Annotated in this window: 20 protein-coding genes, 2 tRNA genes and 2 pseudogenes; 12 read left to right on the top strand and 12 right to left on the bottom strand. The window is 60.8% G+C overall.

Annotated elements, in window-relative coordinates:
• Window positions 1-11 precede the first annotated feature (11 nt).
• Window positions 12-521 (bottom strand): hypothetical protein, encoded by a 510-nt coding sequence (locus tag EH165_RS16195; RefSeq protein WP_239020514.1) that lies wholly within the window; start codon window positions 519-521, stop codon window positions 12-14.
• On the opposite strand from EH165_RS16195, the gene EH165_RS09475 reads away from it, so the two are divergent.
• From EH165_RS09475 to EH165_RS16525, 3 genes are all read left to right on the top strand, one after another.
• Complete coding sequence (locus EH165_RS09475; protein WP_239020513.1) at window positions 505-1,500, top strand: L,D-transpeptidase; 996 nt, start codon at window positions 505-507, stop codon at window positions 1,498-1,500. The genes EH165_RS16195 and EH165_RS09475 overlap by 17 nt on opposite strands.
• 72 nt (window positions 1,501-1,572) lie before the next feature.
• Window positions 1,573-2,529: an amidohydrolase family protein gene (locus tag EH165_RS16530; protein ID WP_124799243.1), complete on the top strand. Its 957-nt coding sequence runs from the start codon at window positions 1,573-1,575 to the stop codon at window positions 2,527-2,529.
• Window positions 2,490-2,927, top strand: coding sequence for an amidohydrolase family protein (locus EH165_RS16525; protein WP_164479178.1), 438 nt, complete (start codon window positions 2,490-2,492; stop codon window positions 2,925-2,927). The genes EH165_RS16530 and EH165_RS16525 overlap by 40 nt, the downstream gene beginning before the upstream one ends.
• Here the strand turns inward: EH165_RS16525 and EH165_RS09460 are convergent.
• The 3 genes from EH165_RS09460 to EH165_RS09450 all read right to left on the bottom strand — a co-directional run bounded on the left by EH165_RS09460 (window position 2,924) and on the right by EH165_RS09450 (window position 4,464).
• The gene (locus tag EH165_RS09460; RefSeq protein WP_164479177.1) at window positions 2,924-3,388 is read right to left on the bottom strand and encodes a cupin domain-containing protein; all 465 of its coding nucleotides are present in this window, start codon (window positions 3,386-3,388) and stop codon (window positions 2,924-2,926) included. The genes EH165_RS16525 and EH165_RS09460 overlap by 4 nt on opposite strands.
• Entirely contained in the window at window positions 3,385-4,128 is a 744-nt protein-coding gene (locus EH165_RS09455) for a hypothetical protein (RefSeq protein WP_124799240.1), read from the bottom strand. The genes EH165_RS09460 and EH165_RS09455 overlap by 4 nt, the downstream gene beginning before the upstream one ends.
• Window positions 4,129-4,215: 87 nt before the next feature.
• Window positions 4,216-4,464 (bottom strand): hypothetical protein, encoded by a 249-nt coding sequence (locus tag EH165_RS09450; RefSeq protein ID WP_124799239.1) that lies wholly within the window; start codon window positions 4,462-4,464, stop codon window positions 4,216-4,218.
• 215 nt (window positions 4,465-4,679) lie between these two features.
• Between EH165_RS09450 and EH165_RS09445 the strand changes: the two genes are divergently transcribed.
• Window positions 4,680-5,300, top strand: coding sequence for a TetR/AcrR family transcriptional regulator (locus EH165_RS09445; RefSeq protein WP_124799238.1), 621 nt, complete (start codon window positions 4,680-4,682; stop codon window positions 5,298-5,300).
• A 3-nt stretch (window positions 5,301-5,303) separates the two neighbouring features.
• Here the strand turns inward: EH165_RS09445 and EH165_RS09440 are convergent, their stop codons facing one another.
• Complete coding sequence (locus tag EH165_RS09440) at window positions 5,304-5,489, bottom strand: hypothetical protein (RefSeq protein ID WP_124799237.1); 186 nt, start codon at window positions 5,487-5,489, stop codon at window positions 5,304-5,306.
• A 74-nt stretch (window positions 5,490-5,563) separates the two neighbouring features.
• Between EH165_RS09440 and aroQ the strand changes: the two are divergent.
• A pseudogene (gene aroQ / locus EH165_RS09435) lies at window positions 5,564-5,992 on the top strand (type II 3-dehydroquinate dehydratase); the annotation flags it as partial.
• A 35-nt stretch (window positions 5,993-6,027) separates the two neighbouring features.
• On the opposite strand, the gene EH165_RS09430 reads toward aroQ, so the two are convergent.
• On the bottom strand, window positions 6,028-7,020 hold the full coding sequence (locus EH165_RS09430; RefSeq protein WP_124799235.1) for a GTP pyrophosphokinase: 993 nt from the start codon (window positions 7,018-7,020) through the stop codon (window positions 6,028-6,030).
• 208 nt (window positions 7,021-7,228) lie between these two features.
• A tRNA-Lys gene (locus tag EH165_RS09425) sits at window positions 7,229-7,304 on the bottom strand.
• A 197-nt stretch (window positions 7,305-7,501) separates the two neighbouring features.
• Here EH165_RS09425 and EH165_RS09420 point away from each other — a divergent pair.
• The 4 genes from EH165_RS09420 to EH165_RS09405 all read left to right on the top strand — a co-directional run bounded on the left by EH165_RS09420 (window position 7,502) and on the right by EH165_RS09405 (window position 11,542).
• On the top strand, window positions 7,502-7,963 hold the full coding sequence (locus EH165_RS09420) for a tRNA (cytidine(34)-2'-O)-methyltransferase (protein ID WP_124799234.1): 462 nt from the start codon (window positions 7,502-7,504) through the stop codon (window positions 7,961-7,963).
• A 215-nt stretch (window positions 7,964-8,178) separates the two neighbouring features.
• Window positions 8,179-9,522 (top strand): GAF domain-containing protein, encoded by a 1,344-nt coding sequence (locus tag EH165_RS09415; protein WP_124799233.1) that lies wholly within the window; start codon window positions 8,179-8,181, stop codon window positions 9,520-9,522.
• A gap of 89 nt (window positions 9,523-9,611) precedes the next feature.
• Window positions 9,612-11,135, top strand: a complete 1,524-nt coding sequence (gene adh, locus EH165_RS09410) for an aldehyde dehydrogenase (protein WP_124799232.1) — start codon at window positions 9,612-9,614, stop codon at window positions 11,133-11,135.
• Between the two features lie 2 nt (window positions 11,136-11,137).
• Complete coding sequence (locus EH165_RS09405; RefSeq protein WP_124799231.1) at window positions 11,138-11,542, top strand: DUF779 domain-containing protein; 405 nt, start codon at window positions 11,138-11,140, stop codon at window positions 11,540-11,542.
• A gap of 113 nt (window positions 11,543-11,655) precedes the next feature.
• Here the strand turns inward: EH165_RS09405 and EH165_RS09400 are convergent.
• Both EH165_RS09400 and orn read right to left on the bottom strand, forming a co-directional pair.
• Window positions 11,656-11,731 (bottom strand) — tRNA-His (locus EH165_RS09400).
• 46 nt (window positions 11,732-11,777) lie between these two features.
• Window positions 11,778-12,401, bottom strand: coding sequence for an oligoribonuclease (gene orn / locus EH165_RS09395; protein WP_124799230.1), 624 nt, complete (start codon window positions 12,399-12,401; stop codon window positions 11,778-11,780).
• Window positions 12,402-12,574: 173 nt separating this feature from the next.
• On the opposite strand from orn, the gene EH165_RS09390 reads away from it, so the two are divergent.
• On the top strand, window positions 12,575-14,344 hold the full coding sequence (locus EH165_RS09390; protein ID WP_124799229.1) for a helicase HerA-like domain-containing protein: 1,770 nt from the start codon (window positions 12,575-12,577) through the stop codon (window positions 14,342-14,344).
• 87 nt (window positions 14,345-14,431) lie between these two features.
• Here EH165_RS09390 and EH165_RS09385 read toward each other — a convergent pair whose 3' ends face one another.
• Window positions 14,432-15,451, bottom strand: coding sequence for an LLM class flavin-dependent oxidoreductase (locus EH165_RS09385; protein WP_124799228.1), 1,020 nt, complete (start codon window positions 15,449-15,451; stop codon window positions 14,432-14,434).
• A 132-nt stretch (window positions 15,452-15,583) separates the two neighbouring features.
• Here EH165_RS09385 and EH165_RS16840 point away from each other — a divergent pair.
• A pseudogene (locus EH165_RS16840) lies at window positions 15,584-19,559 on the top strand (Pls/PosA family non-ribosomal peptide synthetase).
• 2 nt (window positions 19,560-19,561) lie between these two features.
• On the top strand, window positions 19,562-20,887 hold the full coding sequence (locus tag EH165_RS09375; protein WP_124799227.1) for a M1 family metallopeptidase: 1,326 nt from the start codon (window positions 19,562-19,564) through the stop codon (window positions 20,885-20,887).
• Here the strand turns inward: EH165_RS09375 and EH165_RS09370 are convergent.
• On the bottom strand, window positions 20,863-21,612 hold the full coding sequence (locus EH165_RS09370) for a 4'-phosphopantetheinyl transferase family protein (protein ID WP_124799226.1): 750 nt from the start codon (window positions 21,610-21,612) through the stop codon (window positions 20,863-20,865). The two genes, EH165_RS09375 and EH165_RS09370, sit on opposite strands and share 25 nt — an antisense overlap.
• Window positions 21,605-22,663 (bottom strand): isopenicillin N synthase family dioxygenase, encoded by a 1,059-nt coding sequence (locus EH165_RS09365; RefSeq protein WP_164479176.1) that lies wholly within the window; start codon window positions 22,661-22,663, stop codon window positions 21,605-21,607. The genes EH165_RS09370 and EH165_RS09365 overlap by 8 nt, the downstream gene beginning before the upstream one ends.
• Window positions 22,664-22,723: the final 60 nt, after the last annotated feature.

Genomic DNA, 22,723 nt, shown 5'->3' with positions numbered 1-22,723 from the left:
GCGGCACACGTCTAGAGATATTCGCCCGCGAGAACCCCGCGCTCCGGTATCTTGATAGGCGAAGCTTTGGCCGCGCAGCTGTGATGCATCCAGAGTCGAATACATACTCCGGAAACACCAGCTAGGCGGATCTGCTCAATGACATTTGTTCGAACCCTTTTTCCCGCAATGGTGAGCGCGACGCTCCTAATTTGTGTTGCGGGTTGTACTTCGTCATCGGCAACTTCGATGCCGCTGAGCTCCTCTACCCCCGCGTCATCGGCCGTGACGACGCCGTCCGCATCTGTGGATCCCACCGGGATAGCCACTGTTCCCGCGGCCATCCCAACATCGCCTACGGCGAGCGCGTCGTCCAGCTCAGCCACTGCCGTCACGGCAGCTCCCGCGACGGCATCGGCCTCTCTCAGTACTGCCACGCCACCCCCGCCGCCGCCGGCGAGCGTAAGCTCCACGCCGCCATTGGGAGCGGTGGGGATATCGCCGAGCACGCCGATTGTGGTGACCGTGGCAGCAGGCACCATCAAGGATTTCGCCTTAACCAACCCCGATGGCAAAGCGGTCGCAGGCACGGTCAGCGGCGACGGCGCAACTTGGACCGCGAGCGAGGAACTGGGGTACGGAAAGGTTTATACCGCGGCTGGATCTGCGGTGGGAGCCGATGGTGTGGCGGTATTGATCGCTGGCACCTACACCACACTCACTCCCGCTTCTGGTACTGCGAGGACCACGATGTCGCCTGCTGATGGTGCGGTGGTGGGTGTGGCAACGCCGGTGATGATCACGTTCGGCGTGAAGCCCCTCGACCGCGCCGCCATCGAAAAGGGAATTTCCATTACCACCACACCAGCGGTGGAGGGTGCGTGGGCATGGATTCAACACGACGGAGGCCTGTGGGCACTGGACTACCGACCGCAGAATTACTGGCCATCTGGGACCGTAGTTCACGTCGAAGCCAACCTTTACGGTACAGATTTCGGTAATGGGTACTGGGGCCGGGAGGATCTCACCAGCGATTTTACGATTGGTCGTAATCAAGTGGTGATCGCCGACGTCAACTCACACGAGCTCGTCGTGAAGCGAGATGGAAACGTGGTGGCAACCTACGAAGCGTCATTTGGTCGAGGCGGCGGCGAAAACAACGATTTGACCACCCGTTCGGGCATCCACGTCGTCTCCGAATTCTTTGAGACCAAACTCATGTCGAATCCGCGCTATGGGTATACGAACATTCCGGAAAAATGGGCTGTTCGAATTTCCAACAATGGTGAATTCATCCACTCCAACCCGAATAGCGTTGATGCTCAGGGAACCAGCAATGTGACGCACGGCTGCGTCAACCTCTCGATCCCCGACGCGAAGTCCTATTACGACTCTGCTCTTTACGGCGACCCGGTGGAAGTCAGCGGCACTGATGTGCTGCTTTCGCCATCCGACGGCGACATCTTCGATTGGGCCGTCGACTGGGACTACTGGAAGTCGCTGTCCGGTCTCAACGGCTGACAGATCCTCTGTATCGCAACGTTTCTCACTCACTTGAGAGCCCCGGTGGCTCTGTCGCAAAGGATAAAGGCTATGACGGCCAGCAGTATCCGCATCGTCGGAGCAACGATTGTCCCCATCGCCGGCGTGGTCTTGGAGAGAAGCGAGATAGCGTTCTCCTCGTCGACGGGCGTGATTGATTACGTCGGACCAGTTCGGGGGCCACGGGGCGCTGGCGACATCGATGGCGTAGGCAGGGTCGTGATCGCTGGCCTTACCAACGGCCACACGCACTCCGCAATGACATTGCTACGCGGATATTCCGATAACGTGCCGTTGCATATTTGGCTCGAGCACATGCGCGCCTTCGAACTGCGAATGACGGGCGCGGATATGCGGGCGGGGCTGCGGCTCGCGATGGTAGAAATGTTGAGGTCCGGAACTACTGCTTTCATCGATATGTTTCATTGGGACTCGATGTTGCTTGCGGCAGTCTCGGAAGCGGGGATGCGGGTCAATGCTGCGCCCACCGTCTTTGGATACGACTCAGTCGGCTTTCCCCTGGCCTTCGGTGGCACTGGAGCAGAAGTAGTAGACCAGACACCACACTTAGTAGATGAATTTCGCGGTGACCCGTTAGTGCACGTCACCTATGGTCTGCATGCGCCCTACACCTGCTCGGCGGAGCTGATCGCCGACGTAGCGGCGCGAGCTCGCCAGTCGGGAATTGGCGTTCAGATTCACCTCTCGGAGACCCGGCGTGAAATCGAGCAATCCCTGGCGCAGCACGGAGTTTCCCCCATTCGGCAGGTTTTTGATCTGGGTCTTTTTGAAACCACACTGCACATTGCACACGCGGTCCATCCTTTGGAGGGTGACCTCGAACTTCTCGCACGGGCAAATGTCAGCATCTCCCACAACCCCGTGTCGAACCTTAAGCTCGGCGCTGGGATCGCACCCGTGGGCAGTACCGGGACGCTGGGATCAACCTGGCGCTGGGTACCGATTCAGTGGCCTCCAACAACACGTTGGATATGTTCGAGGAATTGAAGACGGGTGCGATACTTCAGCGCGGTGTGGCATGCGACCCAGAGGCGCTGTCGGGCGCTGAGGTGTTCGAATGGGCGAGTGCGGGCGGTGCCCGTGCCGCCGGGGCCGGTTCCACTGGCGAGCTGCGCGTGGGCGGTCAAGCGGATGTGGTTCTTGTGGACGTGACGGGTACCGCCGCGACACCGCTGCACGATGCTGAATCGTTCCTGTATTACGCCGCCTCTGGCAGCGACGTGACAGATGTGTTCGTCGCGGGCCGTCACGTGGTGCGCAACCGCCGCGTTACGACCATGGATGAGGATCAGGTCCGCGAAGATGTCCGAGTGCGAGTGGCACGTATCAAGGCAGAACTCTTAGCCGCCGGGGACGCCCCGGGGATACCCGCACGCAAGTCTTAGACCCGGGTAAGTTCGGTGATCCTCGCTGCTGCCTCCGGATAAGCGCCGATCATCTTTTTGCGGTCTCCCAATTCCAGCATCTCCCACTTGAACTCGGGCGAGACCACCGTGGTCACGAGAGTCCATTCCCCTAATGACGACGAGCCTTGCCAGCAATGGGGAGGCACCTCGATCTGGAGGTGGTGTCCGACGCTCGGGTCTGGTCCAAGAACCAGGACGCGGGGACCATCGTTGTCGATCAGAAGAAGATCGAGCGGTGCGCCGGCCTGGTAGACGTACAGTTCGGACGCTGGCAGCCGATGCAAGGCGGAGAAATCGTCACCGATCACCATAAAGAAGATGGCACTGCAATTGACACCGACGAAGGTGCGTCGGTAGAGGCCACCCTCACCTGGAAGAGGCTCCAGCCCGAGCGCCGCGGCCAGCGCATACGGACCATCGGTGAAACCGCCGTCGATCACCCTGTCAGCACCGTGTCTTTGCGGGCACCTACAGGGGGAGCCTGGCGCGCCTGGGGGGCACTTACGGCGACCCAGCTCGACTTAGTAGCGATGTCGCACAGTGGAGAAGAGGTGGCAAGGCGCCAGCGCTTTTGGACCTCCCGCACAACGAGGAGCAGGAGCGTGAGCGCAAAAATCGCGGCCCAGTCCCACGTTGATTCACCCAGGCTGGGAGGCCGGAACCCTTGACGCCAAGAGTTGAAATCCACTGTCCAGCCGAACGATTCGGCCATGAGGTGACAGGTGACCAGACTCATGCCGGCCAAATCCGAATAAGTGCAACGTTGGTGCAGCGCGGCCATAAACATCGCATCCGCTTGAGCCCGAGCAGCCGCGGGTAGAGCTTCACCGACTCGCTCGGAGTATCGCAATACGTCGTAGGCCAAATCGTGTTGCTTGCAGACCACGTCAAAGTCGTACTCCGTCTGGCCAGCAAAAGAGGAACAATCTCCCGTGGGTTTATAGAGAATGAGCGACCCATCAGAATTGCGGCCCACGGCGGCGTGGTAACCCATAACATCAGCAAAATCTGTTGGAAAAGCGGAGTTGGGGTTCGCCGGGTCAAAAGACTGTGCGGTAACTGCGTCAAGCGCTCTTTGCACGCCAGGGTCTGCCACTGCTTCGGTATCCGGCATGCGCACACCGAGAACCCCGAACGAGAGCGCAAAGGCCACCGTAGCTGGAATGAGTCGACGCCACATCAGCCCAGCGTTTCACGTCTGGCTCAGTTTGTGCACTCAAGTCCGATTTTGGGCTCACAATTGCCAACGGTGATTCCGGACGTAGAGTCATCCGTGTCCGCGCCCCGCGTGCTCGGGAGGCTGCCGAATCGCTGCGTCGATATCTTTCAGGTAGGCCAAAAAACGGGAACCTGGTAGAAGCGACCGGCTGATTGAAGCGGTTGACATATTGATGGTGTAGCCGCCTGCGTGGGTGTGTAGCCACCGTCGTGCTTGCTTCAACGCGGCCGCATCCGTCGCAGCCTGAATAGGGTACTCGGCGTACCCGTCGTAGATGACATACAAATTGCGCGGCATCACTTCACCATGCCCATGTTCCGTGTGAAGATAACCCCTTGCGAGATCAAAGTACCTCTTCGGTACCGCAGGACGGGGTTTGGTGCAGAGTCGCCTCTCGGAGATCGCGCTGTGGAGCAGCTCGCGCGCAGGACGCAGGTATTCCTTGCTCGTATCGGTCGTTTGTACGAGTATTGGAACGTAACTCCCTTTCGACAACAGATCGGCGGCCTCGTGTGACTCAGAAGCAGAACGGTCGGCAGCGTCAACCCACCGAAATTCGCCGGCGGATGCTGATGGATGCGGCGCGAACCGTCATCGTTGACCGGGGATTACACGCCACGACCGTGCGTGACATCGCAGCAGCTGGCGAAGTGGCTGTTGGCACCGTGACCTACCATTTTTCCGGGATTGCTGAAGTGCTCGCGGGCGTGTTGGAAGCCGAAATGCAGGGATACTCGGCGCCGGTGATGCGACGGGCAGCGGCAGCCGCGACCGGCAGAAAGGGATTGGGCGAGATTATTGAGGGCCTGTTGGGATCCCAGCCGCGGCTGACCGAGCATTGGAAATTGTGGCTGGACTTTTGGACGCTTGCCGCCCATCGTCCCGAATATTCCGCCTACCAGTCACAGATCTACCAGGAACTGCACGAGCAGGTCCGCAAAATTATCGTTGCCGGTATTGCAGACGGTTCGCTGAGTTCAGCGGACCCGGCCGACGCCGCCGTCGCGTTCGTCTCGATGATGGATGGTCTGGTGATTCAGGCATACGTCCCACAATCAAGACTGACCCCGAAAGACGCACGTCGACTACTCCATCATTTCGTCGACAGCTCGATGGAGGTTGCGAAAAGCTGATTCCTACTGCGAGTCGGGCGCGCCGTAGCCCTGAGCCGGTGGGCCCTCGTAGTTATCGTTGACGGTTGCGGCTTCCTGATCCGCCGCGGTCGCAAGGGCCGCGTCCGCTACCTCCTCCTCCGGGCGCGGGGGAATGGAGGAGTCTGGTTCCAACTCTTCGAATTCGTGATCAGGCTCAGCAGTAGTCATACGCGACAGCCTGACATACCCGGCTAGGCCCCTGCCGGCCAGTACAGTGTGGCGAGAAGGAAGGTGGCAATCCTATGGCGCACGCGCTCCCCATTGTGGTGATCAACGGCCCCAACCTCAACATGCTGGGGCTGCGGGAGCCGGATGTGTATGGTTCGGCGACGCTTGGCGACATCGAGAAACTCTGTACTGCAACAGCTTCCGCTCACTCGCAGCACGTGGTGTTCTTCCAGAGCAATCACGAGGGCGCGCTGATCGACCGGATCCAACAGGCACGGACTGACGCCGCTGCCATCGTCATTAACCCCGCTGGCTACTCCCACACCTCGGTTGCCCTCCGCGATGCTCTGGCGGCCGCGGACGTACCGGTGGTGGAGGTGCATATCAGCAATATCCACCGGCGCGAAGACTTCCGCCATCATTCATTCGTCTCGGCCGTATCGGTGGGAGTTATCGCTGGCCTAGGTATACAAGGGTATGCCGCAGCGCTGACCTTCCTCTGCGCGAGCCTCGTCGCCCCGCGCACCCCTGACCCAGTTCAGTCCGAATCCGAGCCCGGGCTGCCGGCTCTCGCTGCTACTGACCGCGGTCTGCGCAGCTGACCTGCGTCAACCGGATGGTAGTAGACGCCTTTCTCCGACTCGATAATCTCTACGGTGATGACGTCTTCGGCTTGGAGGTAGTCGTCCACGTCGATGAGTTTCTCTGCTCCGACGAGCAGCCGGATTACCGAAGCGGGGACGAGTCCCTGCTCGCCATTAGCCTGGGCGAGCGCGTAGTTGGGGCCACTTCGGATCACCACAGCTGTGGCCAACGTCCTTGCTGGCTGGGCATTCTCGGCGGCAATCAGGACACGCTCGTTCGGGTCGGTGCCAGAGTCCAGTTCGATCGCCAGGTGGTCGGCCAGGGCGTCTACTTCGTTGAGTAGCCCGGCCATGGTGCGGGCGATCTTGTCGTGGAAATCATCGGGCTTGAGCGGACCAGGCTTGTAGAGATCTTCGTGGGTCAGTTCACTCCACGCATCTTGCAGCCGGGTCCGAATCTGAATTTCTACTTTGGTGGGCTTTTGCTCACCGTCCGGGTCCAGAACGCCGATGACGTAATGACGTGCTCGGTAACCGGACTTTTTAGGATTCGCGACGTAGTCGTTGCTCTCCTCGGGGAAAAAAGTGATATCGGTCTGAGTCAATAAAAAAGCAGGCAACAATTCGGAGATCTCGTCCAGGTCGCGTGGTGTTTTGGCGAGCACCCGGACTCCTACTACGTCGTTGACAAGGGCGTCGACCTCATCAAATGAGGTCGGCGGAAGGTCATTGGGTCCCAGCTTGCGGCGGATTTTCCCTAACGCGCTTGCTGCTTCTTTAATACGGCCCTTACCCACGGTTAGCCGTTCCTTGTCCTTGCCCAACAAAATCTGCGCGGTCAGGGACTGCAGCAATCGGCGGGTCCGCCGCTGGGCGTAGTTCCATCGCTTCTCGCGTTCTGCGTACATGGCGGCAACCAGCATGTCGACGTCGTCGTGAACCGCCATAGATTCGCCTTCCCAGTCTCGACACGGCCGATGCGCCCTGGCCCATAGGGGTTTGAGTTTAAGGGGGAGGGTCCGACATCGTGAAGAAGGCGGGGGTCATCCGATCGCGGCGGTAAACAAAATGATGGTGGAAAAACCATTGCGTAGGTGGATAATTCACTGCTAACCGAAAAAGCCCCCCACCCGGACAAACCGGATGGAGGGCGGGTGGTGCGCCGTCAGGGACTTGAACCCCGAACCCGCTGATTAAGAGTCAGCTGCTCTGCCAATTGAGCTAACGGCGCAGACCATCCGGCAGATTGTGCAGGCAAAAATTCACTTGCATGACGTTCAGGCGGACGATCGGTAACTTTACAGCCGAACGGGCCTGAACCATAAATCCGCAGGTGAGCGAGCACGGTCTTGCTGCGGAGGGCAGCGCCGGTCCGTGTGCGGGCGATAGTTGTCGTCGAGCCGCAACAGGGTCCCCTACGCTGAGACCGTGATTCGCATTGTCTTCTACTGTCCCGAAATTCCGCCGAACACCGGAAACGCCATCAGGCTTGCCGCTGTCACCGGATGCGAGCTCCATCTGGTTGAACCGTTGGGATTCGACCTCTCGGATGCCAAACTTCGGCGGGCGGGGCTGGACTATCACGATCTGGCTAATGTCACCGTGCATTCCAACCTAGCGGCCGCCTGGCACGCTCTGGCCCCGGACCGGATCTTCGCATTCTCCAGTAAGGGCACCACGACGTTCACGGATGTTGCCTACCGCAACGACGATATTTTGCTGTTTGGCCCCGAATCCGTGGGCCTGCCTGACGAGGTTTTGTATTCACCCCGCGTGACGGCGGCGTTGCGAATTCCGATGCTGCCAAGCCGTCGGTCGTTGAATCTGGCGAACTCTGCGTCGATCGCGGTGTACGAGACGTGGCGCCAGCAGGGGTTCGCTGGATCCTGACCGTGGTGAGTGAAGCTGTGGTGGTCGAAACTGTAGCCAGCTGCGTCGTACGGGGTGCGCCTGGCAACACCTCCACTGACCAGCATTTTCCCCACTTGGAGTATCGTCGGTCACACTCGCGCAGATGTTGGTGAGGCAGCATTTTCGGCGCTCGTACACGCAGGGGAGGTAGCGATGACGCAGCCGATGCCACGTTGGCCCAGAGCGGCGCTGTGATGTCGATACCTCACCTTTCCCGTGCGGGAGCAAACCGGAAGTTCGCGTTGCCGCGGGGGGAGAATCCGCGCCAGCGTCGGGGCAGTTTGGCCAAAGCCCATGAGGACTTTCTGAGTAGTGGCTCCCTCAACACATCGCTGAGACATATCGTCGCCGAGTCTTGGAAGCTTTCTCGTGACAGCGGAGTGGACCCGGATCGGGTGCTGCCGCCAGTCGAACTCACGGACGAGGAACTGGAGGCTTATCGCGCAGCGCACCCGCTGGCGGCGGTCATGCCGCTGATCCGTCGGCTGCTGGTTGAAGAAGCAGAAGGCACCGACGCAATCGTGGCCGTTGCAGACTCGAGCGCGAGATTGCTGTGGGTGGAGGGGGATTCGCGCCTGGTCCGGCAAGCGGAAAAGATGCATTGGATGCCCGGTGCCCGCTGGGATGAAGCGAGTGCGGGGACGAACGCTCCTGCCACCGCTATTCGGCTCGACCGGCCCGTCCAGTTTTTCTCGCGGGAGCATTTCGCAGCGAACGTGGCTGCTTGGTCGTGTGCGGCGGCACCGATTCACGATCCGCTCACCGGCCAGCTACTCGGTGTGTTGGACGTGACGGGAAAAGATGAGGTGGCGGCGCCAGCGGTGTTGGACCTGATCCGCGCCGCGGTAGCAGCAGTGGAAAGCGAATTGCGCTACAACGCCATGATGGCTCCCACCTCGGGCTCTGGCCGTTTTACGCCCCTCACGATCGCGCCGGTCACCCCCATGAGCCAGGTCAGCGAGCTTCGTGTCCTCGGTGTCAACCGCGCGGTCCTGAGCTCCGCGGGGGTCACGTCACGGTTGTCGTTGCGGCACTCAGAGCTGCTTCTTGTTGTGGCGTCCCGCGAGCAGGGTTACACCGCGGACCAACTTGCGATCTCACTGCATGAGCGAGATGTTCCTGCTGTCACCGTGCGCGCAGAGATGTCGAGACTGCGGGCGTTACTACCCGCACTCTCCCTGCAGGGCAGACCCTATCGGCTTACAGCACCTCTCAGTACGGACGTCGGAAAGGTGCGAAATGCGCTCTCCGAAGGCGATGTGCGAGGCGCGGTGGCGCTGTATCGCGGCCCAGTGCTGCCCGAGTCGGAGGCGCCGGCGGTAAGGCAACTGCGCGCGGATGTGCAACGGGATCTGCGTGAAGCCGTATTGGCTGCCACGGATTTCGACCTCGTCTACGACTTCGCTCGGACTGATTTCGGGCGGGAGGACCTTCTGTTGTGGCAGCGTGCCAGGGCTCTCGCTCCAGAATCGGCGACTCCGGGCATCGTCGATCGCATCGCCGCGTTGGAGCGGGATTTTGCTGACTTGAAAGGCTGACAGTTGCAACGTTGGCGCAACGTCACAGTCCTTACTCTTGGCGATAGTTGCGCCGCGATGGGGCGGTGCGTCTTCGACAAGGAGGTCGTATGACGGTCTATGCAGCACCGGGACAGCCCGATAGCTTGGCGACTTACCCGGCCAGGTACGACAACTGGATAGGCGGCGAGCGAGTTGCTCCCGTGAAGGGCATGTACTTCGACAATCCATCGCCCGTGAACGGCCAAGTATTCTGCGAGATCGCCAGGTCCACAGCAGAAGATATCGAATTGGCATTGGACGCCGCGCATGCGGCAGCGCCAGCCTGGGGACGGACCTCGGTAACCGAGCGGTCAATCATCCTCAACAAGATTGCCGACCGCATCGAACAGAACCTGGAATCTATTGCGGTGGCTGAAAGTTGGGACAACGGCAAGCCCATTCGAGAGACCTTAAACGCCGATATGCCCTTGGCCGTAGACCATTTCAGATACTACGCAGGAGCCATCCGCGCCCAGGAAGGTACTAGCTCCGAGATTGATCAGCACACTGTCGCCTATCACTTCCAAGAGCCACTGGGCGTCGTCGGCCAAATTATCCCGTGGAATTTCCCGATCCTGATGGCGGTGTGGAAACTGGCTCCAGCGCTCGCCGCTGGTAACGCTGTGATTCTCAAGCCGGCGGAGCAGACTCCCGCCTCGATCATGTTCCTCATCGACATCATCGGTGACCTTCTTCCCCCGGGCGTTCTGAACATCGTCAATGGCTTCGGCGTCGAAGCGGGAAAGCCGTTGGCGTCCTCGTCTCGGATCCGCAAGATTGCCTTCACCGGCGAAACCACCACCGGCCGGTTGATCAGCCAGTATGCAAGCGCGAACCTGATCCCGGTGACGTTGGAATTGGGCGGCAAGAGCCCCAACGTGTTCTTCGAAGACGTGGCGTCTGTCAATGATGCCTTCTACGACAAGGCTCTGGAAGGTTTCACCATGTTCGCCCTTAATCAGGGCGAAGTATGCACGTGCCCGTCACGGGCGTTGATCCAAGAGTCGATCTACGACAGCTTTTTGGCGGATGCAGTTCTGCGAACCCAAAAGATCAAGCAGGGCAACCCGTTGGACACTGACACCATGATCGGCGCCCAAGCTTCCAACGATCAATTGGAAAAGATTCTCTCTTATATCGAAATTGGAAAGGCCGAGGGCGCAAAGCTTCTCACGGGCGGCATGCAGGCCGATCTTGGCGGCGACCTTGCGGGTGGGTACTACATGACGCCGACCATCTTCGAGGGCGACAACTCGATGCGGATCTTCCAAGAGGAGATCTTCGGGCCTGTTGTGTCCGTTACCAGCTTCGGCGACGAGGACGACGCACTCAAGTTAGCTAACGACACCCTGTACGGCCTGGGGGCGGGGGTCTGGTCGCGGGACGGCGCCCGGGCATACCGGATGGGCCGCGGCATCCAGGCGGGCCGCGTCTGGACGAACTGCTACCACCACTACCCAGCGCATGCGGCGTTCGGTGGGTACAAGCAATCCGGTATCGGGCGCGAAAACCACCTCATGATGTTGGGGCACTACCAGCAGACAAAGAACCTGCTGGTGTCGTACAACCAGAACGCTCAGGGGTTCTTCTAAACATGACCGGATCCGATGTGGTGGCCAGGGTCGCCCTGGCCCCACTCGCGGCCGACCTGCTCGTCGAGCTGACCGGGGTGCATGGTCCACTGATGTTTCATCAATCCGGCGGATGTTGCGACGGATCTGCGCCAATGTGCTTTCCCGTGGGTGAGTTCATACTGGGTGATCAGGATGTCATGCTCGGTGTGCTCGATGCTGGCGTGGATCAGCCGATCGAGTTCTGGATGTCCGCGGCCCAGTTCGAATATTGGTCTCACACCCATCTTACGGTGGACGTGGTGCCAGGGCGCGGCAGCGGTTTTAGTGTGGAATCACCTACGGGCAAACGGTTCTTAATTCGGTCGAGGCTCTTCACCGATGCCGAAACGGCACTCCTGCGGCCCGTTGTGCGGGGCGTGACCTGAGGCCTCGTCGCCTCCCGGTTCTCCCTGAGGTCGCTGTCCACCGAGTAGGTACCTCGGAATGTGAAGCTGAGAACGAAGTAAGCCCCCCGACCGGAGTCGGGGGCTTACTTGCATGGGGTGAGCGACGGGACTCGAACCCGCGGCCACCGGCACCACAAGCCAGTGCTCTACCAGCTGAGCTACGCCCACCATGGCGACTGCTGCGCGAGGCAACAACCACAAATATTCTAACCGATCAACCGTGATGCTTCCGACCATCTACTCCGGAAAGCAGATCGGCTGCGACTGCTTGGGCTTCGTCACTGCTGGGACCTGGGTCGGCTACGAACGCAGTGCGGCGGTAATACGCGAGTTCGCGAATCGACTCCTCAATGTCGGCCAAAGCGCGGTGCGCCATGCCTTTTGCGGGCTGGGCGAAGTAGATCCGCGGGTACCAACGGCGGCACAGCTCTTTGATCGAGGAGACGTCAATCATTCGGTAGTGCAGATGTTCGTCTAGTTCGGCCATGTCGCGGGAGATGAACCCGCGGTCGGTGCCGATCGAGTTGCCCGCCAGTGGCGCGGTTTTGGGATCTGGGACGAACTTTTTGATGTACTCCAAGACCATTTCTTCGGCCTCGCGCACTGTCACCGAGGAAGCTCGTACTTCGTCGGTAAGCCCCGAGGCAGCGTGCATTGCTGTCACAATCTCGGGCATGTGTGCGAGCGCATCATTGCTGGCATGGATGACCACATCGATGCCTTCCCCCAGGATGTTGAGGTCCGCGTCGGTCACAAGGGCGGCAATTTCGATCAGGCAGTCCTTCTTCAGGTCCAACCCGGTCATTTCGCAGTCGATCCATACGAGTCTGTCGTTCACGTGAAGAACCTTAGTCCTTTGACGCCCGTTCGAACTGCCGGGCGTGGGCGGGTGACACCGATGAACGGACCTCCCCTCCTACCCCCACCCACGGCCGGTAAGCTCGCACTCGAAAACAGTGCTGAAACGAGGGCATCGTCGCGTCGCCGGCTGTGCGTACGGAGGAATCACCTATGACGAGTCCCGAACCTGCCGCGACAGAAGCCCCCGATGCTTTCTCGCCCGCAAGCGCAGCGGCGAGCGGGAGCCCGGTCGCTGCTGTGGTGGGGCCGGAGTTGAGTAGCGCGGCAACCGAAGTTACGGACCGCATTTCGGCGGGCTATGCCTCCCTTGCGCCCTCGGTGACGCTGGGATCCGTGGTGTGCGGGGCCGAGGTGAATCCTGCAGCTCAGGTGAAAATTCCGCTGTCGATGTTCACCAGGCATGGTTTGGTCGCCGGGGCAACTGGCACGGGCAAAACCAAAACGTTGCAGCTGATGGCTGAGCAACTCAGCGCCGCCGGTGTCGCGGTTCTGATGCCCGACGTCAAGGGTGATCTGTCCGGTTTGGCGCAGCCGGGAATTCCGGGGGACCGGATTAGTACCCGAGCAGCGGATACGGGGGACACCTGGCAGCCCTCTGCATATCCCGTCGAGTTCGTAAGCCTTGCAGGGCAGGGTAATTCGATTCAGCTTCGGGCAACGATCGACTCCTTCGGACCAATCCTGCTTTCAAAGGTGCTGGACCTGAACGCCACTCAGGAGTCAACGTTGGGTCTGATCTTCCACTGGGCGGATCAGAAAGCGTTTCCACTGTTGGATACCAAAGATCTGCGAGCCGTCATCTCGCATCTCACTTCGGCAGAAGGCAAAGCTGACTTGACGGAGTTGGGTGGAGTCTCGAAATCGACTGCCGGGGTGATTCTCCGCGCTGTCACGAACCTTGAAGCAGATGGTGGGGACGTGTTTTTTGGCGAGCCACAGTGGGAGGTTCAGGATTTTCTGCGCAGTGTGGATGGGCGCGGGGTCATAAGCCTGTTGGATGCCTCGGGTTTGCAGTCGCGGCCCGCCATGTTCTCGACGTTCATGATGTGGTTGCTCTCTGAGCTCTTTGAAGTGCTGCCGGAGGTCGGCGATCTAGAAAAGCCAAAACTAGTCTTCATGTTTGACGAGGCCCACTTGCTCTTTGCTGACGCCTCCAAAGCTCTGTTGTCGGCCATCGCACAAACGGTGAAACTGATCCGTTCCAAAGGGGTGGGGGTGTTTTTCTGCACGCAGCTTCCCACGGACGTTCCGGGACCTGTGCTCTCCCAACTGGGCGCCAGGGTGCAGCACGCGTTGCGGGCGTTCACCCCGCAGGATCAGGAGGCGCTAGCCGCCACGGTTAAGACCTACCCGGTGACGTCGGACTATGAGTTGTCTTCCGCCCTCACCAGTCTCGGCACTGGCGAAGCGATTGTTACGGTGCTCAGTGAAAAGGGCGCACCGACTCCGGTGGCGTGGACCCGCGTACGCGCACCGCGGTCTTTGATGGCGCCTGCGAGCCCCGAGGTGGTGGCGGGGTTGGTAGCTCAGTCGCCCTTGGCGGGGAAGTACCAAGTCGTCGTTGACCGGGAATCTGCTTACGAGATGTTGACGGGCCGGCTCGCAGCGCCAGCCAACGAAGTGGCCCCAGGCGCCGCAGCAGGTGGCGGTTCCGTGCCAGTTCAGCCCCCGTCAGCTCGGGTCGATTGGCCGACTCTTCCGCCGCTCCCGGACCCGATTTGGCCGGATCAGCCGTCAGGGCAAGCTTCTACGGCACCCAGTTATGAACCTGACCCGCAGAGCGCTGATGCGGGCGGCGGATTTTTGTCCGACCTCACCAACAGCCCTGTCCTGAAGTCCTTTTGGCGTTCGCTGGGTACGTCCTTGGGTGGGTCACTGGGACGAACCATCGGCGGTACTCGGTCCAAACGCCGGCGGTAATTGGCACCGAGATGAGTAACGTCGCTTTCTCGTGCCGTTACGCCTAGTACACCCCGCACTGACCGGCCATCGCCTAGGCTGGCCGCGCTAGACCAGAGCGGGAATACCCTCGCTGACCAAGTCAGCGACGAATTCCAAAGTCCTGATCCGGGCGTCAACGTCGTACACCTGGCTCGTTAGCATGAGCTCGTCGACGTGGGTGCGGTCTACTAAGAGGGCAAGCTGGGCGCGCACGGTTTCCGGTGAGCCCAGAAGCTGACCGCGACGGCGCTGGGCGGCAAAAGCCATCTCGGCATCTGTGAACTGATATTTTGCGGCATCCTCCGGCGTTTCCAACGCCTGCGGACGCCCTGTACGCAGCCGCAGAAACGCTAAAATGCCGGGCTTTGCGAGGTATTCGGCCTCCTCATCGGTAGGTGCGCAAACTGCATTGACCCCGATCATGGCGTAGGGCTCGGCGAGGAATCGCGAAGGGGTAAAGGTGCTGCGGTAGAGGGCAAGTGCAGCCTCCGTGTTATCGGACGAGAAATGATGAGCGAAGGAGAAGGGCAGGCCGAGCATTCCGGCAAGTTGCGCGCTAAAACCACTTGAGCCCAAGAGCCACACCTGAGGCATTGTCTCCGCCCGTGGGACGGCGGTGAGCAAATCGGGGCTGCCCGCCAGCATCGCCATCACGTCAGCAAGTTCTGCGGGGAAGTCTTCGGCTGAGAGCCCATCCGAGGTGCGCCGCAACGCCATTGCGGTACGACCGTCCGTCCCGGGAGCCCTGCCGATGCCGAGATCGATGCGTCCAGGGTGCAGCGAGGCCAACATCCCGAACTGTTCTGCCACAACCAACGGCGCATGGTTAGGCAACATCACGCCGCCGGAGCCCACCCGAATGGTCGACGTCGCAGCAGCGAGGTGCGCGATCAACACGGCAGGGGAGGAGCTGGCAATTGCTGGCATGTTGTGATGTTCGGCCACCCAAAACCGTTGATAGCCAAGGGCTTCAGCGCATCGCGCTAGCTCGGTGCTGTAGTGCAACGCTTGGGCGCTTCCGGCGTTCTTCAGCACGGGAGACAGTTCGAGAACGGACAGCGGCAGTGTGTGTGTTTGGGCGCTCACCTTCGGTGTAACGCTGGAAGGCGACAGTTTGTTCCTAATTCTGCAAGATTAAACCTACGAATTACTCGCAATCCGTGTCGCATCGCGGGACCTGATGCAGGGTCCTCATGGCCGGCCTGCGATCATAGTGGCGTGAGCACTCACGCTGGTGACCCAGCGGACGCCCCAGAGCTTTTGCGGGGTGATTTCGCTCCCGATAGCCGCACCCTCGTAGACATTCTGCGTACATCTGCTGGACTTTTCCCTGACGCCGTCGCTCTTGACGACGGAACTCGAGAGCTGAGCTACAGCAGTCTCATTCTGGAAGCGGAGTCGGCAGCGCACGATTTGATTGCCAGGGGGGTGGGGTCTGGTGACCGGGTCGGAATTCGGATTCCCTCCGGTACTGCCGATCTGTATATCTGGATTTTGGGCGCGCTCCTGGTCGGTGCTGCCTACGTGCCGGTCGATTTTGAAGACCCTCCGGAAAGGGCATCCCTCGTATTTTCCGAAGCCGAAGTCAGTGCCGTGGTTGGAGAAGGCGGGCGCATCGAGAGCAGTCGCGATATGCCGGTGCAGGGTGCAGCACGTCGAAATGATCCCAGGCCCGATGACGATGCTTGGGTGATTTTTACCTCGGGTTCAACAGGTACCCCCAAAGGCGTCGCGGTGACCCACCGCAGTGCGGCTGCCTTCGCCGATGCTGAAGCGCGAATCTTTTTGCAAGCTGAGGACACCGAGCCGCTCGGCCCCGAGGACAGGGTGCTGGCGGGGCTTTCCGTGGCCTTCGACGCATCGTGTGAGGAGATGTGGCTTGCGTGGCGGCACGGTGCGGCGCTGGTTCCTGCTCCTCGCTCCCTGGTCCGTACCGGGGTCGATCTGGGGCCGTGGTTGGTGGCGCAACAGATCACCGTCGTTTCGACCGTGCCGACCTTGGCGGCGCTGTGGCCCGTCCATGCGCTGGACGCGGTTCGACTGCTCATATTTGGTGGGGAGGCGTGCCCTCCAGAATTAGCCGAACGACTGGTCTACCCCGGCCGTGAGGTCTGGAATACCTACGGGCCCACGGAAGCTACCGTCGTCGCGTGTGCTGCCCCGATGACGGGTCAAGGCCCGATCCGGATTGGGCTGCCACTGGATGGTTGGGATCTTGCGGTCGTGGACGCCGCGGGATTCGGAGTTGCTGAAGGGGAAACGGGTGAACTGATCATCGGCGGCGTGGGGCTCGCGAGGTATCTGGACGCCGAGAAGGATGCACAAAAGTTTGCTCCCATGCCACAGCTTGGTTGGAGCCGGGCCTATCGCAGCGGAGATCTAGTCCGGTACGAGTCCGAGGGTTTGGTGTTCTTAGGCCGTGCGGACGAGCAAATCAAGTTGGGTGGTCGTCGCATTGAATTAGGCGAGGTCGACTCCGCGATGCAGGCCTTGCGCGGTGTTGCCGGTGCGGCGGCAGCAATCAGGACCACCCCTGCCGGCAACCAAATCCTGGTCGGCTACCTCGCCGTGGAGAACGAAGCCCGCGACTTCGATGTGGCCGCCGCTACCGTTGAGCTTCGTGAGCTGCTGCCAGCCACCATGGTCCCGATGCTGACCATTGTCGATTCGCTCCCGACACGAACGTCGGGCAAGGTGGATCGTGATGCGCTGCCGTGGCCGCTGCAAGGCTCTGCCGACGAGCCCGACGTGGGTGACAATCTTTCCGGCACCGCCGCGTGGATAGCCCAACAATGGCGAAACATCCTGGGAGCGGCCGTTTCGGGTGCTGATGACGATTTCTTTGCTCATGGTGGTGGTAGCTTGACCGCCGCTCAGTTGGTGTCGATATTGCGCAGCAGATTCCCGGAGGCCACGGTTGCGGATATCTACGCCGCTCCCCAGCTGGGCGCGCTTGCCGCAGTCTTGGACGCGATGGTTCCTGCTGGGGCGCAGCAGACTCGCGAGGTGACGCCCACACCACTGCGTGCTCAGCTGATCCAGGCGGCGCTCACCGTCCCCCTCATCACCTTGACCGGTTTGCGGTGGCTGACCTGGTTGATGGCGCTGAATAATATTCTTTCTTGGTTCGGCAACTTCCCGTGGGCGCCGGTTGTTTCCTGGTGGTGGGTACTTCTGGGGACCGTCATCTTCCTGAGCCCTCCCGGCCGGATGGCCGTCACCGTGGCCGGTGCCCGGTTGCTACTGAGGAAGGTAGAACCCGGCACCTTCCCGAGGGGAGGCAGCGTCCATCTGAGGATTTGGTGTTGCAGAACACTTGGCCGAGGCGATGGCAGCGACCAATCTCGCGGGGGCTCCGTGGATCGGTGTATACGCGAGGGGGTTGGGCGTCAAAATAGGCGCCGATACAGATCTACATTCCTTACCGCCCGTCACCGGGATGCTGACGTTGGGGTCGGGCAGTTCCATTAACAGCGAGGTGGACCTTGCGGGGTATTGGCTCGACGGCGACGTTCTCCACGTCGGTGGCATCACCGTTGGGGCCGGTGCCACCGTGGGTTCCCGCAGCACCCTGGGGCCGGGCTCGGTGATCGGTGAAAATGCCGAAGTGGCAGCAGGGTCTGCGGTGTCGCACCGGGTACCAGCCGGAGAGAAGTGGGCGGGTTCACCCGCAGTACGGATCGGCAAGGCGCGTCACCGGTGGCCCGCAGAGCGCCCAGCCAGAGGTGGGATCTGGGTTTTTGCCTACGGTATTGGTGCCCTTGTCCTCGGCGCACTGCCCTGGATAGCGGCGCTACCCGGTATCGCTTTGCTGGGTTGGTGGATTCGCGATGCTCGAACCCTGGGCCAAGCGATTCGATCGTCGATGTTGGCAGTACCGCTGGTGACCCTGCTCGCATTGGCGGCATTCATCACGCTTACCGCGTTGTGTGTGCGGCTGCTCAGCATTGGGGTAGTGCCCGGGTACCACCCGGTGCGGGGCCGGATTGGCTGGCAGGTCTGGTCGGTCGAAAAATTGATGGATTCGGCGCGAACCGTCGCATTTCCGCTCTACGCAAGCCTCCTCACGCCCGTCTGGCTCAGGGTTCTGGGCGCCAAAGTGGGTGCGGGTGTGGAGGCATCAACCGTGATCATGCTTCCTAAATTGACCACGGTAGGCAACGGCGCTTTCCTCGCGGACGACACGATGGTCGGCTCCTACGAACTCGGTGGTGGTTGGCTCCGGGTCGAACGATCCAAAGTCGGGAAGCGGGCGTTCTTAGGGAACTCGGGAATGACGGCGCCCGGCCGCCGGGTGCCAAAAAATGGTTTGGTGGCAGTACTTTCGGCCACGCCAAAGAAGGCGAAGGCCGGAACTTCGTGGTTGGGCAGTCCGCCCGTGGAGCTACGCCGGCATAGCGCCACCGCCGACGATTCGCGCACCTACGCGCCGCCGCTCAAATTGAAGCTGGCCCGCGCTGTGGTGGAAACCTGCAGGTTGCTGCCCGCGATGGTGACGGTGGGCATCGGCATCGCGATACTACTGGGTCTGGAATGGTTAATTACCGAGTCCAGCGTGGCAGTTGCTGGCGTACTTTCCGGAGCGCTTCTGATGGCGGGTGGATTGCTTGCCGCCCTCATATCAGTGGCCGCAAAGTGGTTGCTGGTGGGCAGGTTTCGGGCCGTCGAGCACCCGTTGTGGTCCTCGTTCGTGTGGCGCAACGAGCTGGCAGACACCTTTGTCGAGACCGTCGCGGTGCCCTGGTTCGCAGGTCCAGTTCTGGGAACCCCCATGCTGAACTGGTGGCTGCGTGCGTTGGGCGCCAAGATCGGCAAGGGCGTGTGGCTGGAGACCTACTGGCTGCCGGAGTCAGATTTGGTGGAACTCGGAGACGGTGCGAGCGTCGGCCGGGGTTGCGTCCTGCAAACACACCTATTCCATGATCGAATCATGAGTATGGATACCGTGATTGTGAAAGCTGGGGCGAGTGTCGGACCGCACAGCGTGGTACTCCCCGCCGCCACCATCGGCAGTGGCGCCACGGTGGGTCCGGCATCGCTGGTGATGCGCGGTGAAGTGGTGCCTGACAGCAGTCGCTGGATTGGCAACCCCATTGCCTCCTGGACGAGTCGGGAGTCTGCCAAAACTCTCGCGAAGGCGCCGGTGAAGACACCTCCGAAACCGGGCGTCAAGGCCCTGAGGCAGCCCCGCTAATCGTGCCCAAACTTTCCATCACCGCAGCCGCCCCAGGAGCGGCTACCGCAGGTGATCCGTACGTTGCGTTGCACGGCAACGGCGGCTATCGCGTCACCAGATACGACCTGACGTTGACCTATCGGATGTCCAGCAATCGATTGGTGGCGCGAGCCGAAATCTCTGCGGTAGCAACGCAACCGCTGACTCGTTTCACCCTGGATTTAGCGGGCCTGCGCGTCAGCAAAGTGAGCGTCAACTCACACCCGGCAGCGAAGTTCACGCAGCCCGGCCGCAAATTGCACATCTGGCCTGCCATGCCGTTGGCGGTGGGTGCGGCCATGGTGGTGGTCATCTCCTACAGCGGAAATCCCGGCCCCATCGGTGGCCGCTGGGGCCAGGTGGGCTGGGAGGAACTCGACAACGGCGTCATTGTCGCCGGCCAGCCTACGGGCGCGCCCACGTGGTTCCCTTGCAACGACCATCCGTCGGACAAAGCTAGTTTTCGGATCGGAATTACCACCGACTCTCCGTATTACGCGCTTGCGAACGGCGTGCTGACTGACAAGAAGAAAGCGGCAAGCCAGACCACGTGGGTGTACGAGCAGCAGGAACCCATGGCCACCTACCTCGCGACAGTTCAAATCGGTGAGTACGAGATGGTGGAACTCACGTCCAAACCGGTGCCCACCCGGGGACTCATCCCCACCTCGAAGCGAAGTCAGTTCAAAGCAGACTTCGGCCGACAGGGGGATATGGTGGCCTATTTCGGGTCCGTATTCGGTCCCTACCCGTTCGCTGCTTATACGGTGGTGGTGACCGCTGATGATCTCGAGATTCCCTTGGAGGCCCAGGGTTTGTCGATCTTCGGGGCTAACTACCTCGACGGCAAGAGGGGACAAGAACGATTGGTAGCCCACGAATTGGCGCATCAATGGTTCGGGAATTCTCTGACAGTCTCGGCGTGGCAACATATCTGGCTCAATGAGGGGTTCGCCTGTTACGCGGAGTGGCTATGGGCCGAGCATTCTGGCGGGACCGCAGCGGATGTCAGCGCCATCGCCGCACTGGGCCATCTTCGCAAGCAGCGACAGGATCTCATTCTCACCGATCCCGGTCCGGAGTTGATGTTCGACGATCGGGTCTACAAACGAGGTGCCTTGACGCTCCACGCGGTGCGAAAACAGCTTGGGAACGAGCAATTTTTCCTTCTACTGCGCGATTGGGTGGCATCGAATCGCTACTCGCTCGTCAACACGGATGCATTCCTGGCGATCGCCCAGCGGTATGGCGTAGATCTGGAGATGTTGCAGCGCTGGCTGTTTCAGGCGCCGCTGCCTGATCTGTAGCGAAGAATGCGCGATGCGTTGATCAGTTGGTAGGAGAGCTGATCGCCGGGTGAAAACTTGCCGGCATCAATCGCTACGGCGCAGGCATATCCGGCGGCCAGATCTACGTCGGCAACGGATCGTGATTCGGCGACCACCTCGCGCGGATCCATGGCGAGCCCTTGGCCGCTGGCTTTGAGAAGTGCTTCTTTGCGCGTCCAATATCTGGCGCGGGCAGCCGCGCCTCTACCCGCGGGAAGCGCGGCAACCAAAGCACTCTCGTCGGTCGTTAACGCCACCCCATCGAACCCGGGAAACTCCACGCGCGTGATGATTTCGACATCAACACCGACGGGTCGCGAACACGTTGCCAGGACCACCAGGTCTCCCGCAGACGACATGCTGAAGTGCAGTGGATTCCCGAGTACCACAGGCTTTCCGTGCTGGGCGTCGCATCGGGAGCAGGATCGATCGAATACCAGCTCGCTGGCAGGGACGTTGAGTGCCTCTCCCAGAATAAGGCGCGCGAGAGCGTGGCGAACCAGGTAGCGCTGACGATCCACCCGATGGCGCAACTGTCGAAGCCGGTCCAGCTCGCAAGTGTCGAGCAGGGACGTGGCAAAGAAGTCTGCGGGACCGAGATCATCGGGCCGAGCCCACCAGACTCGGAGGAGGAAAGTATCCACGGGTGCGGGCGCACTGTCCTCGCAGGGTGTGCACGCGGTGTCCGAGCGCAAGTTACTCACTGCCCGCAGCCTTCACCCTCGCGGCTTCGCGTTCTGTACCTACTGCATTACTGACCAGGTTGCGAGACCCATTGAGTTTGCCGAAGATGTGTTGCCCCACGGTGATCGGTGGGTACAGCGGTTCGTCCCCAGGCTCTACGCAGCCTGGGAGAGCTGAGATCACTGCATCGATGTTGCCATCGTGGAAGTAAGCAGCCGACCGGCGACGCTCGATGGCGCCGTTCACAATTGGCGGCTTGACGCGGTGCAGCGTGGACTTCCAGCGTTCGTTGGTCCATCTATTGGTGAGGTCGCCAAGGTTGACGAGCATCGCCCCGGGAGCGGGCAAAACGTCGTTCCAGCTGCCGTCGCGGCCCAATACCTGAAGCCCCCGGACCCGGTCTGCCCAAAGCAGCGTCACGATGCCGAAATCCGTGTGCTCGCCCATGCCTATCAGCTCGCCGTCGAGGGTGATATCGCCTGGCGGCAGCGCATAGTTGTTCAATCGCAACACATCCAGCGAGTGGTCGGTGTAGCCGACAAAGAAGTCTTTCGGGAGACTCAGGGCATCGGCAAAAATTCTCGTCATGATGCGGGCCAGCGCGCCGGCTTCGTCGAACCATCGATTCACGCATTCTCGGAAACCTGGAACATTCGCGGGCCAGATATTTTCGCTGTAGTCGCCTGAGGGGAGTTCGCCGTCGTAATCGGGGTAGTAGGAGGGGTCGGCACCGATATTGAAGGCTTCGAAAAAATCGTTCATTCGGTTGGCGGACTCGACCCCCAAACTCAAACTCAGTTGCTCCGACTTTGGCGCCGTGTATCCCCGATTGATGCCGATGGGGGCTACATATGCTTTCTTCTCGGCCAGAGCCTGCGAAAAAAAGCTGTCAATCGCGCTTGCCAACCCATCGGCAGCCTCTGCGGGGATTCCGTGTCCCACCACCTGAATGAACCCGACGGTGCGGCATGCCTCGTCCATCGCCCGCGCGACGGCCGCACGCTCGTCCGAAGTGCCGCCGAGAACGTACGGAGAGATGTCGATGATCGGAACGGAAAATGGTGCGGTCATAGTGATCATCATCGCAGGATGCGGCGCACGCGCCGGGCGCGGAGGGTGGCTTCGAGCAAC

The organism is Nakamurella antarctica, from assembly GCF_003860405.1.
Classification (GTDB): Bacteria; Actinomycetota; Actinomycetes; order Mycobacteriales; family Nakamurellaceae; genus Nakamurella; species Nakamurella antarctica.
This window is presented reverse-complemented; position numbering and strand designations above follow the sequence as displayed.

Bases quoted from the DNA above. Each gene is read 5' to 3' on its own strand.
- EH165_RS09450 (WP_124799239.1), bottom strand. From the start codon at position 4,464: ATGCCGCGCAATTTGTATGTCATCTACGACGGGTACGCCGAGTACCCT.
- EH165_RS16195 (WP_239020514.1), bottom strand. From the start codon at position 521: ATGGTGCCTGCTGCCACGGTCACCACAATCGGCGTGCTCGGCGATATC.
- adh (WP_124799232.1), top strand. From the start codon at position 9,612: ATGACGGTCTATGCAGCACCGGGACAGCCCGATAGCTTGGCGACTTAC.
- EH165_RS09365 (WP_164479176.1), bottom strand. From the start codon at position 22,663: ATGACCGCACCATTTTCCGTTCCGATCATCGACATCTCTCCGTACGTT.
- EH165_RS09440 (WP_124799237.1), bottom strand. From the start codon at position 5,489: ATGACTACTGCTGAGCCTGATCACGAATTCGAAGAGTTGGAACCAGAC.
- EH165_RS09415 (WP_124799233.1), top strand. From the start codon at position 8,179: ATGTCGATACCTCACCTTTCCCGTGCGGGAGCAAACCGGAAGTTCGCG.
- EH165_RS16530 (WP_124799243.1), top strand. From the start codon at position 1,573: ATGACGGCCAGCAGTATCCGCATCGTCGGAGCAACGATTGTCCCCATC.
- EH165_RS09405 (WP_124799231.1), top strand. From the start codon at position 11,138: ATGACCGGATCCGATGTGGTGGCCAGGGTCGCCCTGGCCCCACTCGCG.
- EH165_RS09430 (WP_124799235.1), bottom strand. From the start codon at position 7,020: ATGGCGGTTCACGACGACGTCGACATGCTGGTTGCCGCCATGTACGCA.
- EH165_RS09455 (WP_124799240.1), bottom strand. From the start codon at position 4,128: ATGTGGCGTCGACTCATTCCAGCTACGGTGGCCTTTGCGCTCTCGTTC.
- EH165_RS09390 (WP_124799229.1), top strand. From the start codon at position 12,575: ATGACGAGTCCCGAACCTGCCGCGACAGAAGCCCCCGATGCTTTCTCG.